The sequence below is a fragment of the Nonomuraea sp. NPDC023979 genome, from assembly GCF_040639085.1.
Lineage (GTDB): Bacteria > Actinomycetota > Actinomycetes > Streptosporangiales > Streptosporangiaceae > Nonomuraea > Nonomuraea ceibae.
The window spans coordinates 484,464-499,632 of sequence record NZ_JBEZZG010000004.1; the positions used below are offsets into that span (position 1 = coordinate 484,464).

Here is a 15,169-nt window from a genome sequence, read left to right on the forward strand (position 1 = left end):
TATTTGTACCCATGCATATCGTGACATATCAGGAGGGGTGCCTGGTTGTCCTTTGCGTTGTTACGCTCGGCTGGCCAAGTAAGCGCTTCCTTGCCCCCGGAGGGACGATGCACTGCGATCCCCGGTTCGCCCGCGTGCGCGAAGTGTTCGAGCGGCAGTTCACCGACGGACAGGAGCTCGGCGCCGCCTTCGCCGTCTACCATCGCGGCGAGCTGGTCGTCGACCTGTGGGACGGGATCGCCGACCGGCACACCGGACGGCCGTGGCTGCGCGACACCCCCGCGTTCGCGTACTCCTGCACCAAGGCGCTCACCGCGACCGTCCTGCTCCAGCTCGCCGAGCGCGGGCTGGTGGACCTGGCCGCGCCGGTGGCCGACGTGTGGCCCGAGTTCGCCGCCCGTGCGGTCACCGTCGAGCACCTGCTCACCCACCAGGCCGGGCTGCCGGTGATCGAGACGCCGGTGCCCGTGGCGGAGTTCGGCGACCAGCCGGCGATGGCCGCCCGGCTGGCGGGCCAGGAGCCCCTGTGGGAGCCCGGGTCGGCGCACGGCTATCACGCGCTCACGTACGGGTTCCTCGTCGGCGAGGTCGTGCGGCGGGTGACGGGCAAGTCCGTCGGCGAGCTGGTGGCGGCGGAGATCGCCGGGCCGCTCGGGCTGGACCTGTGGATGGGCGCGCCGGACGACGTCATCGCCCGCGCCGCCCGGATCACGGGCCCCGCCCGCCGCCCCGCGACGCCCGCCCCGGAGCCCGCCTCGGAGCCCGCCTCGGAGCCCGCCTCGGAGCCCGCCGCGCCCCGTGAGGCCCCTGGTGGGGGTGACGTGGTCGACCGGATGGCCGCGGCGGCGCGGGACCCGGAGAGCCTGATGAACCGGGCGCTCGGCAACCCGGCGATGCGGCTCCTCGACGGCGGCGCGAACCACCCCGTCATCCTGCGCGCGGGCTGGCCGGCGGCGGGCGTCGTCACCACGGCCGCCGGGCTGGCCGGCTTCTACCGGGCGCTGGTGGCGGGCGAGCTGCTGCGGCCCGCGACGCTGGCCGACGCGATCCGGCCCCGGGTCGCGGGGCCCGACCGGGTGCTGGTGGTCGACAGCTCGTTCGGGCTCGGGTTCATGCGGCCGTCGATGACGTTCCTGATGCCGTCGCGCACGGCGTTCGGGCACAGCGGGATGGGCGGGTTCCTCGGGCTGGGCGATCCGGAGCACGAGCTGGCCGTGGGCTACGTGATGAACCGGATGGCCGACATGGTGTCGGGCAGCATGCGGGCCTACCGCCTGACGGAGGCGGTGTACGCGTCGCTGCCGGATATTTCGTGACAACCGGAACCTCGGGTGAGAACGTCAAATCCTGGACGGGCTGCCTTGGGGGTTCGACTTGGTCCCTGGTTATCGCGACGTACGCCAGCTGGGCGAGGGCCGGACCGGCCGCGTCTTCCTCTCCACGTACCAGGCCACCGGGGCGCACGTGGCCATCAAGTACCTGAACGCCACCCTGCGCCGCGACGACGCCTTCATGGCCCGCTTCGCCGAGGACGCCGCGATCCTGGTGGATCTCGACGACCCCGGCGTGGCCAGGACGTACGAGTACGTGCGGACGGGCAGCCGGGCGGCGGTCGTGACCGAGCTGGTCGACGGGGTGTCGCTGCGCGCGATCCTGGCCGAGCACGGCCGGGTGCGCCCCGAGGCCGCGCTCGCCCTGGTCAAGGCCGTGCTTGGCGGTCTGGCCGCCGCCCATGAGCGGGGGCTGGCGCACCGCGACGTCCAGCCGGGCAACGTGCTCGTCCAGGCCGACGGGGCCGTCAAGCTGACCGACTTCGGCGTCGTGGCGCACGCCGAGGAGCCCGGCGTCCCGCCCGGCAGCCCGCCGTACATGTCGCCCGAGCTGTGGACGCGCGGCGAGGCCGGGCCGCCCGCCGACCTGTACGCGACGGCGTGCGTGCTCTTCGAGGCCGTACGGGGCCGCGTGCCCTACCGGGGTGACGGCGTCCCGGCGCTGCGCGACAGGCACCTGGTGGAGCCGGTGCCGCTGGAGGTCGCCCCGGACTCCCTGCGCAACCTGCTCCGCCTCGGCCTCGCCAAGGACCCCGCCGCCCGGTTCGCCTCGGCCCGCCGGTTCGCCGCCGAGCTGGAACGTGACGCCCTCACCGCGTACGGGCCCGAATGGGAGAAACGCGGACGCCGCCACCTGGGCGAGCTGGCCACCCTGCTGGCCCTCCGGTTCCCGCTGGCCGACGCGGCCCCGGCCGCACGGCCCCGCGCGGAGGCCACGGCTCGCAGCTCCCCCGCCGCCTCCCCGACCGGGGACGCGCCCCGGTCCTCCCGTGCGGCGCGGAGGGGGCGCGGGACGGCGTGGGCGGCCGGGGTGCCGACGCATCTGTGGCTGGCGGGCGCGACGGTGGTGGCGGTGGCGGTCACGCTGCTGATGGCCGAGGGCCGGGTCCCGCCGGGCGCGGTGCTGCTCCCCCCGGACGACACCCCGAGCGCGCTGGACCCGGTCACCACCCCCGACAGGCGCGACCCACCGGGCACCCCGCCGCCCGGCACCGCGCCCCCCGCCGACCGCCGCGCCACGCGCACGCCGACGCCGACGCCCGAGCGCACGCCGCCGCCAACTCCGACGCCCCGGGCCCCTACGGCGACGGCGTCGACGGTGCGGCCGTCAGCCGAGCCCACCCCGCCCCCGACCCGGCCGCCGGCGCCCCCGTCGGTGCGGGAGGCGGGCGTCCTGGCCTGGGACGGCTCGGCGGGCTCGGTGCGCGTCCTGGCCGACGGCCCGGGCCCCGTACGCCTGCGGATCGCGTACCTGCGACGGGAGAACGGCGGCGAGGCCCGCGAGGTGGGCCAGGAGACGCGCACCCTCACGGGCCGCACCGCGTACACGGCCCAGGTGGGCCGCACCCCGGCGGCGGTGCCCTGCGGCGACCGGGCGTACCTGGCGATCCTCGCCATGACGGAGCCGGCCGCCGCCAACGGCCCCCAGATCCGCGAGGTGCCCGTGGACGGCCCGCCGTGCCCGACCCGCACCCCCGCCACGCCGTCCCCGTCGTCCGCCACCACCCACCCGACGCCGGAGGCTGCCCCGGCCACCGGCTGAGGCCGGGCACACAGCAGGATGCGGCGGCGCGCCCGGACGCCGGATGCTGGGAGCACGACCAGCTCAGGGGAGGCCAGTGTGAGGCTCGGCAACGTGCTGATTCCCGTCACCGATCTGGACCAGGCGATCGCGTTCTACGGGCTGCCGGTGCGGTTCCGGGACGGCGACAGGTTCGCGGCGCTGGACGCGGGCGGGGTGACGATCGCGCTGGCCGGTCCGGCCGAGCACGTCACCGCGTCGGCCGCGCCCTCGTACCGGGTGGACGACACGGCGGCGGCGGTGGCGGAGCTGGCGGCGCGCGGCGCCGAGGTGGTGCGGGAGCCGGAGGCGGGGCCGCACGAGACCCGGGCGGTGCTGCGCGACCCGTCGGGCAACGTCTTCGTGCTCTATTCGCCGCTCTGAGCGGCGCCCCGGACCGGCAGCCCGTCGCGCACCCAGGCGGCGGGGGTGACGAACAGCCCGGCCGCCTCCACGAGCACCGTGCCGTCGGGCGCGCTGATGCGGCCGCCCGCCCAGTTCTTGCGGCCCTCCGACCGCGTGTGCTCGGCCGTGGCGACGACGGGGGCGCCGTACGGGACCATCGCCCGGTAGGTCATGGTGAGCGAGACGGTCACGCCCGCGAACCCGGCGGCGGCGTTGGCCTGGCCGAGCAGGTGGTCGAGCACCATCGCGCTGATGCCGCCGTGGACTCCGCCGGGCGGCCCCTCGTGCAGCGGCCGGAACGTCACCTCGGCCCGCACCCCGGCCGCTGTCCGCTCGACGACGAGCGGGAGGGCGAACGGGTTCGCCGCGCCCACGACGGCGTTGCCGAGGGCGCGCAGGCTGCCGTCGGGGGCGATCTCGTACGGGTGCGGGGCCTGGCCGCCGGATCCGCCGAGCCGCCCGGTCAGGGCCTCCAGCTCGGCGGCGACGGCGGCCAGCTCGTCCGGGGGCGCGCCGGTGGTGGCCACGGCGTCCATGAGGCGTCTGGTCCGCTCGGCCAGCTCGGTCAGCGCCTCGGCCCTGGCTCCGTCGGTGGCGGCCTCGATCGTCATGATGGTCCACGCTACCGAATTCCGTTCTAAACGGGAACGACACGCCCGGTTCGGTAGATCTTTTGAGGTTTTATCACCTTTGTCGTGACACTTCCGTAACATAGCTGACCTGCGGTATCGGCCATGGGCAACGGATGGCAGTGTCTTTGCGCGTGCTTGACCTGCCGTTACGTGCCGGTAGCCTCCTGCATCACGGACGAACACAGGTCTCCGGTTCGTCACGACCGTCCCAGGACTACCCCTGGTACCCCGGGACGCTCGTGCCGAAACCGGCCCGGCTCGGAAGGGTTCCCCCGCACTTCCATGACGACCCCAGAGATGAAGAAGTTCATCGATCTTCTCGAGAGCCAGCTCGGCTACTCGGAGAAGGCCGGCGCGTACACCAAGTTCGGCGACTGGTACGGCTCCAACGTCGAGTTCGACGCCGACTACACCGGCGCGCCCTGGTGCGACATGTTCCTCTCCTGGGCGGCCACCAAGCTCGGGTACGAGGAGTGGATGGGGCAGTTCGCCTGGACCGTGGCGCACGCCAAGTGGTTCAAGCGGCAGGACGCCTGGGGCACCAAGCCGCAGCCCGGCGCGTTCGTCTTCTACGACTGGAGCGGCACCAACGACATCGACCGCATCGACCACGTCGGGGTCGTCACCCGCGTCGAGGGCGGCCGGATCTTCACCATCGAGGGCAACATCGACGGCGGCGTCGCCAAACGCAAGGAACGCGACACCAGCAAGGTCGTCGGCTACGGCTACCCGTGGAAGATCAAGGAACGGCTGGACGAGAAGGAGGCCCAGCGCGTCCTCAAGGAGGCCGGCACCCGATCCGCCGAGGCCGGCACCTACCAGCCGTCCGAGCAGCTCACGACGCTGATCCCGCGCGCCGAGAGCGACCTGCGCATCCCCCTCGCCGCCCCCACGCCCGGCGCCCGCACCGGCTCGCTGCAGAACCTGGAGATCGCCTCGCCCGACTCCGGGCGGACCGAGTCAGGGCGGGCCCAGCCCAAGACCGAGTCCCGCACGCGGCCCGACGCCCCCGCCACGGCCGCCAAGCCGGCCAAGGACGCCAAGGCCGCCACCGCGCCGCAGTCCCAGGTGGGAGCGCCGTCCACCGACGGCAAGGCCGCCTCCGCCGCGCCCAAGCCCGGCAAGCACGCGAAGCACTCGACCGCCGACACCAGCGCGGCCACCACCGGGCCGATGCCCGCCATCGTGGACGCCTCCATCGCCACCCCGGCCGCGCCCGCCGACTCCACCACGCTGGTCACCTCCGCCCTCGTCGCGGCGCTCGCGGTGCTGGCCATCGCCAAGACCAGGAGCCTGCGCCTGCGCCCGGCCGGCCGTGCCGTCGCCGCCGCCGCTGTCGCCGCGCCTCCCGCCGCTCCGGCCCACCGCCGCCGCAAGCCGCGCAAGCGCGTCTCCCTGTCCGCCAGGCGCGACGCCGTCGAGCTGGCCGCGCCGCCCAAGCTCCTGGACGCCGCCGAGCCCGTCAGCGCGCTCCGCTCCCTCCAGGACACCGCCACGCCGGTCACCACCCCGCGTGAGCCCCTCGTCGTCCCCACCGCCGCACCGGCGACCACAGGGCCGTTCGAGCCCATCGTCATCCCGGTCACCGCCTCGGTCGCCCCCATCGTCATCCCCCCGGCGACGACCCCCTTCAACGCCTTCACCCGCCTCCCGGAAACCACCGGCGAGTTCGCCCCCATCCCGGCGACGACCGGGGAGTTCGGCCGCGTGCCGGCGACGACCGGGGAGTTCGCGCGGCCGGTGTTCTCGGACGGGGCCGCGCTCGTGCCGGGGGGTAGCGCCGACGCGTTCGACGCGTTCGCCCGGCCGCCTGTCCGCCAGCACGGTTACGCCGGGCGGCGGCGGCGCTACGAGCACCCGATCGAGGAGCCGGGGTTCGCCGCCGACGCTCCCCCGCGCGGGCGCCGGCACCGCAACGGGGGCGTGTCGCCGCAGTACCTGGAGCCGTTCGCGCAGGACGCGCCGCTGCGTGGCCGTCGCCACCGTACGGCCGCCCAGCAGGCGCGTACGGCGGCGCACCAGCAGATGGCGCTGACGGGCCCGCCGCAGCGGCAGTCGTCGGAGGACACCGCCCCCTCCCGGGGCGGCGGCGCCCGCCGCACGGCCCACCAGCGCCGGGGCCGTCACCGCGCCTGACCGGACCCCCGGGCCGGAGGGCGGGCGACGGGCCCGCCCTATGCTCGGGAGGACCACGAGCCGCGAAGGAGTCTCATGTCCTACCCCGAACCCCGCTATTTCGGCGAGAGCGGCGAGCGGAACGCCGTGCTGCGCCCCGCCGACGCGCCGCCCGACCTGCAGATGGGCGGCGGAGGCGCCGCCCACTACCTGGGCACGGGCGCGAGCACGAACGGCGCGTTCGGGCTCTACCGGTGGGAGATGGGGCCCCGGCCGTCAGGCCCCGCGCCGCACTTCCACCGGACCATCACCGAGTCCTTCTACGTGCTGTCCGGCACGATCCGGCTCTACGACGGCACGACCTGGATCGACGGGAAGCCGGGCGACTTCCTGTTCGTGCCCGAGGGCGGCGTCCACGCCTTCCGCAACGAGTCCGGCGAGCCGGCGTCGATGCTGATCCTGTTCACGCCGGGCGCGCCGCGGGAGGCGTACTTCGAGGAGAGCGTGGCGCTGATGGCGAGCGGCCGGCAGCCCAGCGCCGAGGAGCTGGCCGACCTCTACCTGCGCCACGACCAGTACATGGTCTAGATGAGACCCAGGGCGAGCATCGCGTCCGCCACGCGGCGGAAGCCGTCGATGTTGGAGCCGGCGACGTAGTTGCCGGGCATCCCGTACTCGTCGGCGGTCTGCAGGCAGCGGCCGTGGATGTCGCGCATGATCTCCTGGAGCCGGTGCTCGGAGAACTCGAACGTCCAGGAGTCGCGGCTGGCGTTCTGCTGCATCTCCAGGGCGCTGGTGGCGACGCCGCCGGCGTTGGCGGCCTTGCCGGGGCCGAAGGCCACGCCCGCGTCAAGGAAGATCTTGATGCCTTCTGGCGTGGTGGGCATGTTGGCGCCCTCGCCGACGGCCAGCAGGCCGCCTTCGACGAGGTGGGCGGCGTCGCGGCCGGTGATCTCGTTCTGCGTGGCCGACGGCATGGCGACCTGGCAGGGCACCTCCCACACGCTGCGGCCGGGCACGAACGAGACGTGCTCGCCGCGGCGCTCGGCGTAGACGTCGAGCCGGGCCCGCTCGACCTGCTTGATCTGCTTGAGCAGCTCCAGGTCGATGCCCTTGTCGTCGAGGACGTAGCCGGAGGAGTCGGAGCAGGCCACGACCGTGCCGCCGAGCTGCTGGACCTTCTCGATGGTGTAGACGGCGACGTTGCCGGAGCCGGAGACGACGACCCGCTTGCCGTCGAACGACGTGCCGCGCGCCTTGAGCATCTCGTCGACGAAGAAGGCGCACCCGTAGCCGGTGGCCTCGGTGCGTACCTGGGCGCCGCCGTAGGCGAGGCCCTTGCCGGTGATGACGCCGGACTCGTACCGGTTGGTGATGCGCTTGTACTGGCCGAACAGGAAGCCGACCTCGCGCCCGCCAACGCCGATGTCACCGGCGGGGACGTCGGTGTACTCGCCGATGTGGCGGTAGAGCTCGGTCATGAAGCTCTGGCAGAAGCGCATGATCTCGCGCTCCGAGCGGCCCTTGGGGTCGAAGTCGGAGCCGCCCTTGCCGCCGCCGATGGGCAGCCCGGTGAGGCTGTTCTTGAAGATCTGCTCGAAGCCGAGGAACTTCACGATTCCCAGGTAGACGGACGGGTGAAAGCGCAGGCCGCCTTTGTACGGGCCGAGGGCGCTGTTGAACTCGACCCGGAAGCCGCGGTTGATGTGCACCTCGCCGCGGTCGTCCTCCCACGGCACGCGGAAGATGATCTGCCGCTCGGGCTCGCAAATACGCTCTATGATCTTCGATTCGGCGTATTCAGGGTGCTTGCCGAGCACTGGGCCGATGCTTTCCAGCACCTCGCGCACCGCCTGGTGGAACTCGATCTCCCCAGGATTGCGGCGCAGGACGTTGTCATAGATCGACGACAGTTTCTCGTGCAACACGGATTCTCCCCACTCATTTGCATTCGCCCCTCACCTTAAGAGGTGCGCATTTGTGAGAACTCGCCGGGACCCCGAAACAGGTCGCACGCTGCGTGACGGACTCTTACTCTGTGTGGCGAACGCGAACCCCCACGAGGAGACACGATGATCCGCGACTTCGCCCTGGCCGCCCTCGCGGGCGCGGCGCTCGGCACCGCCTCCCCCGCGCAGGCGACCGACGTGCCCGCCTACACCTGCGACAACCTGCGCGGCGACCCGGCGACGACCGTGCTGTACGGCTCCTGCGAGGCCACTCCTGGGGCGGTCACCTCGGGTGAGTTCGCCGGCGAGGTGACCGGCCAGACCCGGCAGTACGCGATCCGCATCCGGTGCACCGGCGGCGGCCGGGCGGCACTGCCGGGCGAGGTCCTGATGCAGGACTGCACCCGCGTCGGTTAGCCCCCGGCGTGGGCGCCCTCGACGGGCCGGCGGCCTGGCAGCAGCCGGACGAGCCCGCAGCAGGCCACGAGGGCCGCGGCGACCACCGTCAGCCCGGCGGTGACGCCGCCGGCGGTGTGGAGGTAGACGGTGGTGACGGCGGCGGCGCCGACGCTGTTGGCCAGTTGCTGGCTGGCCGACAGGGCGCCGCTGGCGCTGCCCGACTCCCTGGCGTCGACGCCGCCGAGCGTGACCTGGTAGACGCTGCCGAAGCAGGAGCCCAGGCCGAGCCCGATGACGAGGACGGGCGGGACGAGCGCCCAGACGGCCGGTCCGGTGCCCAGCGCGAGCAGCCAGAGCGCGCCGGTGAGCGTGATGAGCAGCCCGGTCAGGATGAGCCGGCGGCCGAGGCGGTCCAGCAGCCGGTGCGAGGCGACGGAGGCGACGACGATGCCGGCGGCGAGCGGCGCCAGGCTGGCGGACGCCTGGGTGGGCGTGCGGTGCAGCGCGTCCTGGAGGAAGAGCGCGAGCAGGAACAGCAGGCCGGAGACCGCGGCGTTGAACACCAGGCCGAGGGTCAGCCCGGAGACGAAGCCGCGGTTGCGCAGCAGTGAGGGTTCGATGAGCGGGCTCGGCGCGGTGCGCTGACGCCGTGCGAACAGGACGAAGAACACCGCTCCCGCCGCCAGGCAGGCGGCGGCCCGGGGCGTCCAGCCGTGGCCCGCGCCGTCGATGAGCCCGTACAGCAGGCCGAGCATGGCGGCGGCGAGCAGGCCGGAGCCGGGGCCGTCGACCTTGACGGCGCGCTCGCCCTCGTCGCGGGGCAGCAGCCGGACGGCGAGGACGACCGCCAGGCCGCCCAGCACGATGTTGATCAGGAACATGGCGCGCCAGCCGAGGCCGAGCAGGTCGGCGTCGATGAGGACGCCGGCCAGGATCGGCCCGCCGATGGACGCCAGGCCGAGGGCGGGGGCGAAGACGCCGAACGCCTTGCCGAGCTCCTCGCGGGGGAACACGGCGCCGAGGATGCCGAACCCCTGCGGGATCAGCAGCGCCCCGAGCGCCCCCTGGAGCAGCCGGAAGACGACGATCGAGACCGGGTCCCAGGCCAGGCCGCAGGCGACGGAGGCGAGGGTGAAGCCGGTGACGCCGACGAGGAACAGGCGGCGGCGGCCGTACTTGTCGCCCAGGCGGCCGCCGACCACGAGCAGGACTCCCATGGACAGCGCGTAGGCGCTGCCGAGCCATTGGATGAGGGGCTCGCCGCCGGACAGGTCGGCGGCGATGGTGGGCGCGGCGAGGTTGGTGATCGTCGCGTCGAGGAGGTCGAGGATGGCGGCGAACAGGACGACGGCCAGGACGGCCCAGCGTCTCCGGCCGGTGGTCACGGCTGTGGACAAGGGGGTTCTCTCGTTCAGCGCCGGGTGAAGGCCGCGGCGTTCTCGGCGGCCCACTGGCGGAAGGTGCGGGCGGGGGTGCCGAGGAGGGTCTGGGTGGTGTCGGCGATGGCGGCGGGCTGCCGGGAGGCGGTGGCCCACCAGGCGAGGAGCGATCCGGCGGACGCCGCCGGCATGTAGCGGACGAGCTGGCGCTCGGCCTCCTCGTGGGTGATCCGGACGACGGGGATCTCGTGCCCGGCGACCTCGGACAGGATGGCGAGCTGCTGCCTGAACGTGAGCCCTTCGGGGCCGGTGAGCGTGATCGCGCGGCCCCGGAGCCGGGTGCCGGTCAGCGCCTCGTGGGCGATGTCGGCGATGTCGGCGGAGTGGATGGGCGCGAGTTCGGCGTCGGGGTAGGCGAGCTGGACCGGCCGGCCCTGGCTGATGTCGTACGCCCAGCCGAGGGCGTTGCCGGAGAAGGCGTCCGGCCGCAGGAACGTGCTCGGCAGGCCGGAGGCGGTCAGGGCCCGCTCGACCAGGAGGCTGTGGCTCGCCATGGGGTCGGTCTCGGCGTCGGGGCCCAGCACCGACGAGGACGACAGCAGGACGACGTGGCCGACGCCGGCGGACTGGGCGGCCTTGGTGAAGGCGTCGATGCCGTCGGGGTCGGGATAGAGGAAGACCTGCTCGACGCCGTGCAGGGCCGGGCCGAACGTCTCCGGCCGGTCGAGGACGACCTCGGCGGTCTCGATCCCGGCGGGGACGGTGAGCTCGGCGGGGCGGGCGCTGGCGGCGCGGACGGGCAGCCCGGCGGCGTGGAGGCGGGCGACGAGCGCCTGGGCGACCTGGCCGCGGGCGCCGGTGACGAGGATGGTCATGGCCACTCCATTCGTTGACTGAAGACACATGCATGACAGCATGCATATAAAATCCTGTCAACATGTGCCCTCGGAGGTACGATTTACAAATGACGGACGATGAGCTGCTCGACGCCGTGGGTCCCGCGTTCTCCAAGCTGAGGCGCACCTCGCTGCTGGAGGTCGAGAACCCGATCTCCGCCAAGGACCTCAGCCGGACGCTCGTGCTCAACGTCGTCCTGGAGCACCCCGGCGAGGAGGTCACCGTCGGCGGGGTGGCCGACCTGCTCGGCGTCGACCCCTCGGTGGCCAGCCGGATGGTCAGCGACAACATCAAGGCCGGCTACCTGGTCCGCGCCGCCTCCCAGCAGGACGGCCGCCGCACCGTCCTGCACCTCAGCCCGGAGGGCCGGGAGCTCATGGCCCGCTTCCGCCGCCACCAGCGGGCCGCCTACGAGTTCATCACCGCCGACTGGTCCGAGCGCGACCGGCTCGACTTCGCCCGCCTCATGCTCAAGTACGTCGACTCCCTGGCCACCCTCAGCGCCCGCAGGGCCCCGGACCCTCGGTAAAATCGCTGGCCGCGACGGCATCGGGCTGGCACACTTCCGACGATGCGCGCGTACGTCGAAGAGATGGCGGCCAGGCTGGCCGAGGTGCCCGGGGTGCGGGGCGTGATGCTCGGCGGGAGCCGGGCGCGCGGCGAGCACGGGCCGGGCTCCGACTGGGACCTGGGCGTCTACTACCGGGGCGAGCTGGATCTCGGCGCGCTGCGGGCGCTGGCCGGGCCGGGGGTCGAGGTGGCCGGGCCGGGCGGCTGGGGCCCGTGGGTGAACGGCGGCGCCTGGCTGACCGTCGGCGGCGTCGCGGTGGACTGGATCCTGCGTGACCTGGACCGGGTGGAGCGGGTGTGGGCCGACTGCCGGGAGGGCCGCTACGAGGTGGCGATCCAGGCCGGGCATCCGCTGGGCTTCTGGTCGCCGTGCTATCCGGGCGAGGTGGCGCTGGGCCAGGTGCTCGCGGACCCGTCGGGCGAGCTGGCGCGGCTGCGCGCGGAGGTCGCCGTCTATCCGGAGCCGCTGCGGCTGGCGCTGACGGCGAGCGCGTGGGAGGCGGAGTTCCTGACCGGGATCGCGGCCAAGAGCGCGGCCCGCGCCGACGGGCTGCACGTGGCGCTGTGCCTGTCGCGGGCGTTCGGCGTGCTGGCCCAGGCGCTGTACGCGGCCGACCGGCGCTGGTGCCTCAACGAGAAGGGCGCGCTGGCGGTCGCCGGGACGCTCCCGGCCGCGCCCGAGGGGTTCGCCGGGCGGGTGCGGGCGATCCTGGGCGCGCTCGGCCAGGACGCGGAGCCGCTGGCTGCGGCGGTGGAGGAGGCGCGGGCCCTGGTGGCCGAGACCCGCGCCGCCCTGGAGTGAGCCTCAGACGGTGACGCGCTCGGGCTCGCGAGCGGGCTCGGCGGGCCGCTCGTCCTCCTCGCCCTCCACCGACAGGTTGGGCAGCAGCCGGTCGAGCCAGCGCGGGCACCACCAGTTCCACCGCCCGAGCAGCACCATGGTCGCCGGGACGAGGAAGCCGCGGATCAGCGTGGCGTCCACCGCGATGGCCACCGCCAGCCCCACGCCGAACGTCTTGACCATCGGGTCGGGGTAGGCGATGAACGCGGTGAACACCGCGACCATGATGAGCGCCGCCGAGGTGATCACCCGCCCGGTGGAGCCGAGCCCCTCGGCCACGGCGCGCCGGTTGTCACCATGCTTCAGGTACGCCTGCCGCACGGCCGTCAGCAGGAACACCTCGTAGTCCATCGACAGCCCGAACAGCACCGCGAACAGCAGCAACGGCACGTACGTCTCGATCGGCACGCTGAAGAACAGCGTCTCCAGGTACGAGGCGCCGGCCGGCGGGTCCATGCCGACGAGCCCGCTGCCGAGCCCGATGGAGAAGACGAGCGCGAGCGCCCCGAACGCGGTGCCGAGCGACACCAGGTTCATCAGCGCCGCCTTGATCGCCACGATGGGCGCCCGGAAGGCCAGCAACAGCAGCAGCGCGCTGAGCAGCACCACGACGGCGATGACCAGCGGCGTGCGCTCGGAGATGCGGTCACCGGCGTCGGCGAGCGCGGCCACCTCGCCGCCCACGTGCACCTCGAACCCGGGCAGGTCCAGCCCCCTGATGGCCTTGACGACCTCCAGGGCCTCCGGGTCGCTGGGCGCGTGGTCGGGGATGACCTGGACCATCATCACGGTGCCGGACTCGCCGATCTCGCCGTCGGACACGTGGCGGACGCCGTCGACGGTCTCGATCTCGTCCCGGAGCCGGTCCAGGTCGGCGTCCGTCGCCGCGTGCGGCACCGTCGCCACGACGCTGACCGGCCCGTTGCTGCCGGGCCCGAACCCGACCTCCATGAGCTCGTACGCGCGCCGTCCCGGGTCGTCCTTGGCCCCGTAGCCCTCGTCGAGCGGCCCGAGCTGGAGCGACAGCGCGGGGGCGGCGAGCGCGCCGAGCAGCAGCACGCTGCCGATGAGCACCCGCCAGGGCCGGCGGGCCACCCACGCGCCGAGCGACCCCCACCCGGACGATTCGGGCCGCCTGCCCAGGAACGGCACCTTGAGCGCGTTCACCCGGTGGCCGAGCAGCCCGAGCTGGGCGGGGACGAGCGTGACGGCGGTGAGCACGGCGGTGACGACGGAGATGCCGGTGACCCAGCCGAGCGTGCGCAGCAGCGGGAAGCCGCCGAACATGAGCGCGCTGAGCGCGATGATGACGGTCCCGCCGGCGAACACCACGGCCCCGCCGGAGCTGGACACGGCGCCGCGCACGGCCTGCCGGACGGTGAGCCCGGTGGCGAGCAGCCGCCGGTGCCGCGACAGCAGGAACAGCGCGTAGTCGATGCCCACGCCGAGGCCGATCATCGTGGCCATGATGCCGGCCTGCTTGGGCACGTCCACGACGTGGCCGAGCAGCCCGATCACGCCCAGGCTGGAGGCGACGCTGACGAGCGCGGTGAAGATCGGCACGAGGGCGGCGGTGAGCGTGCCGAAGGCGAAGACCAGCACGAGCAACGCGCACACGACGCCGATGACCTCGCTGGGCCCGGTCTTGATCTCCTTGTCGGCGGGGTTGCCGCTGGCGGCGGCGACGACCTCCAGCCCGGCCTGCCTGGCGGGCTCGGCGGCGTCGGACAGCGCCTGCGCGGTGGCGGCCTGCTGGGTGCTGTCGTGGCCGCTCAGCCGGACGGTGATCAGGCCGATCTGCAGGCTGGGCGACATCCCGGCGGCGCTGTAGGGCGTGCTGACCTCGTCGACGTGCGGCTGCTCGCGCAGCCGGTCGAGCGCCCGCTCGACGGCCGCCTTGCGCGGCTCGTCCAGCAGCGACCCGTCCGGCGAGTAGACCAGGAGCTGTACGGTGCCGCCGACCTCGTAGCCGGGGCCGAAACCCGCGCGCATGAGGTCGTGGGCCCGCTGGCTGTCGGTGCCGGGGATGGCCACGTCGTTGCTGACCGGGCTGCCGAACACGAGGCTGCCGCCCATGAGCGCGGCGGCGGCGATGACCCATAATGCCAGGACGAGCCGGCCACGCCTGGCACACCATTCGCCCAGCCGGCCCAGAAAACGTGACATCTCGCCTGTTCCCCCGTCCTGTACGCCCGTACAGGGACTTACGATAAAGCAGGCACGCCCTGGTGGAAATGAGACGATGACCACACCTGACGACACCCGCAGCCGCATCCTGGCCGCCGCCAGGGAGCTGTTCGCCGAGCGCGGCTACGCCCGCACCTCGCTGGCCGACATCGCCGCCGCCGTGGGCCTGACCAAGACCGCCGTCGCCTACCACTTCCACCCGAAGGACCGGCTGGCCACCGAGCTGCTCGCGCCGTGCGTGGAGGACATGCTCACGCTGCTCGGCACCGAGTTCGGCGGCGACAGGCGGGCCTTCGCCGAGGCGCTGACCGGGTTCGTGGTGCGCCACCGGGCGGTGGTCCGGCTGTTCATGGAGGACCTGGGCGGCGCCGACGACGCCCCGCCGGGCTCCACCGGCGAGGCGGTGCGCACGTTCCGCGACGAGCTGTTCGCCCGGCTGACCGGCCCCGACCCGGACGACGAGGCGCGGCTGCGCGGCTGGGCCGTGCTGGGCGCGCTGCAGCTCGGCGTCACGCAGACGATGGACCTGCCGGAGGAGCGGGTGCGCCGGTCGCTGGTGCGCGCGGTGCTGACGCTGGCCGGCTAGAGCCAACGCCGTTCAGTTAGGGCTGGGGTCGTGGCGTCAAGGGCTGGCCCGGAGCATGTTGATGCTGATGGTGGCTTTGTAGGTGGTCCGGTCGATGG

Annotated in this window: 14 protein-coding genes; 9 read left to right on the forward strand and 5 right to left on the reverse strand. The window is 73.6% G+C overall.

Annotated features, from left to right (window positions below):
- Positions 1–107: 107 nt before the first annotated feature.
- The 3 genes from AB0G11_RS11485 to AB0G11_RS11495 all read left to right on the forward strand — a co-directional run bounded on the left by AB0G11_RS11485 (position 108) and on the right by AB0G11_RS11495 (position 3,495).
- Positions 108–1,316: a serine hydrolase domain-containing protein gene (locus AB0G11_RS11485; protein WP_357585401.1), complete on the forward strand. Its 1,209-nt coding sequence runs from the start codon at positions 108–110 to the stop codon at positions 1,314–1,316.
- 58 nt (positions 1,317–1,374) lie between these two features.
- A complete protein-coding gene (locus AB0G11_RS11490; protein WP_357585403.1) occupies positions 1,375–3,093 on the forward strand; it encodes a serine/threonine-protein kinase in 1,719 nt (572 codons plus the stop codon).
- A gap of 78 nt (positions 3,094–3,171) precedes the next feature.
- Positions 3,172–3,495 carry a VOC family protein gene (locus tag AB0G11_RS11495; RefSeq protein WP_357585405.1) on the forward strand — a complete coding sequence of 108 codons (324 nt, stop codon included), beginning with the start codon at positions 3,172–3,174 and terminating at the stop codon, positions 3,493–3,495.
- On the opposite strand, the gene AB0G11_RS11500 is transcribed toward AB0G11_RS11495, so the two are convergent.
- Complete coding sequence (locus AB0G11_RS11500; protein ID WP_357585407.1) at positions 3,480–4,127, reverse strand: PaaI family thioesterase; 648 nt, start codon at positions 4,125–4,127, stop codon at positions 3,480–3,482. The two genes, AB0G11_RS11495 and AB0G11_RS11500, sit on opposite strands and share 16 nt — an antisense overlap.
- Before the next feature lie 303 nt (positions 4,128–4,430).
- On the opposite strand from AB0G11_RS11500, the gene AB0G11_RS11505 reads away from it, so the two are divergent.
- Both AB0G11_RS11505 and AB0G11_RS11510 read left to right on the forward strand, forming a co-directional pair.
- Positions 4,431–6,284 carry a CHAP domain-containing protein gene (locus tag AB0G11_RS11505; RefSeq protein WP_357585409.1) on the forward strand — a complete coding sequence of 618 codons (1,854 nt, stop codon included), beginning with the start codon at positions 4,431–4,433 and terminating at the stop codon, positions 6,282–6,284.
- Between the two features lie 75 nt (positions 6,285–6,359).
- On the forward strand, positions 6,360–6,851 hold the full coding sequence (locus AB0G11_RS11510; protein WP_219509836.1) for a cupin domain-containing protein: 492 nt from the start codon (positions 6,360–6,362) through the stop codon (positions 6,849–6,851).
- Here AB0G11_RS11510 and gdhA read toward each other — a convergent pair.
- Positions 6,848–8,191 carry an NADP-specific glutamate dehydrogenase gene (gdhA, locus tag AB0G11_RS11515; protein ID WP_219509837.1) on the reverse strand — a complete coding sequence of 448 codons (1,344 nt, stop codon included), beginning with the start codon at positions 8,189–8,191 and terminating at the stop codon, positions 6,848–6,850. The two genes, AB0G11_RS11510 and gdhA, sit on opposite strands and share 4 nt — an antisense overlap.
- A gap of 144 nt (positions 8,192–8,335) precedes the next feature.
- Here gdhA and AB0G11_RS11520 point away from each other — a divergent pair, with 144 nt between their 5' ends.
- Positions 8,336–8,629: a hypothetical protein gene (locus AB0G11_RS11520; protein ID WP_357585412.1), complete on the forward strand. Its 294-nt coding sequence runs from the start codon at positions 8,336–8,338 to the stop codon at positions 8,627–8,629.
- Here the strand turns inward: AB0G11_RS11520 and AB0G11_RS11525 are convergent.
- A complete protein-coding gene (locus AB0G11_RS11525) occupies positions 8,626–10,008 on the reverse strand; it encodes an MFS transporter (protein WP_246646008.1) in 1,383 nt (460 codons plus the stop codon). The two genes, AB0G11_RS11520 and AB0G11_RS11525, sit on opposite strands and share 4 nt — an antisense overlap.
- Before the next feature lie 14 nt (positions 10,009–10,022).
- Positions 10,023–10,865 (reverse strand): NAD(P)H-binding protein, encoded by an 843-nt coding sequence (locus AB0G11_RS11530; protein ID WP_357585414.1) that lies wholly within the window; start codon positions 10,863–10,865, stop codon positions 10,023–10,025.
- 89 nt (positions 10,866–10,954) lie between these two features.
- Here AB0G11_RS11530 and AB0G11_RS11535 point away from each other — a divergent pair, with 89 nt between their 5' ends.
- Together AB0G11_RS11535 and AB0G11_RS11540 are read left to right on the forward strand one after the other, a co-directional pair.
- Positions 10,955–11,416, forward strand: coding sequence for a MarR family winged helix-turn-helix transcriptional regulator (locus AB0G11_RS11535; RefSeq protein ID WP_219509841.1), 462 nt, complete (start codon positions 10,955–10,957; stop codon positions 11,414–11,416).
- Positions 11,417–11,458: 42 nt separating this feature from the next.
- Entirely contained in the window at positions 11,459–12,259 is an 801-nt protein-coding gene (locus AB0G11_RS11540) for a DUF4037 domain-containing protein (protein ID WP_357585416.1), read from the forward strand.
- Between the two features lie 3 nt (positions 12,260–12,262).
- On the opposite strand, the gene AB0G11_RS11545 is transcribed toward AB0G11_RS11540, so the two are convergent.
- Positions 12,263–14,464: an MMPL family transporter gene (locus tag AB0G11_RS11545; protein WP_357585418.1), complete on the reverse strand. Its 2,202-nt coding sequence runs from the start codon at positions 14,462–14,464 to the stop codon at positions 12,263–12,265.
- A gap of 76 nt (positions 14,465–14,540) precedes the next feature.
- On the opposite strand from AB0G11_RS11545, the gene AB0G11_RS11550 reads away from it, so the two are divergent.
- Positions 14,541–15,071 (forward strand): TetR family transcriptional regulator, encoded by a 531-nt coding sequence (locus tag AB0G11_RS11550; protein WP_219509845.1) that lies wholly within the window; start codon positions 14,541–14,543, stop codon positions 15,069–15,071.
- Positions 15,072–15,169 lie beyond the last annotated feature (98 nt).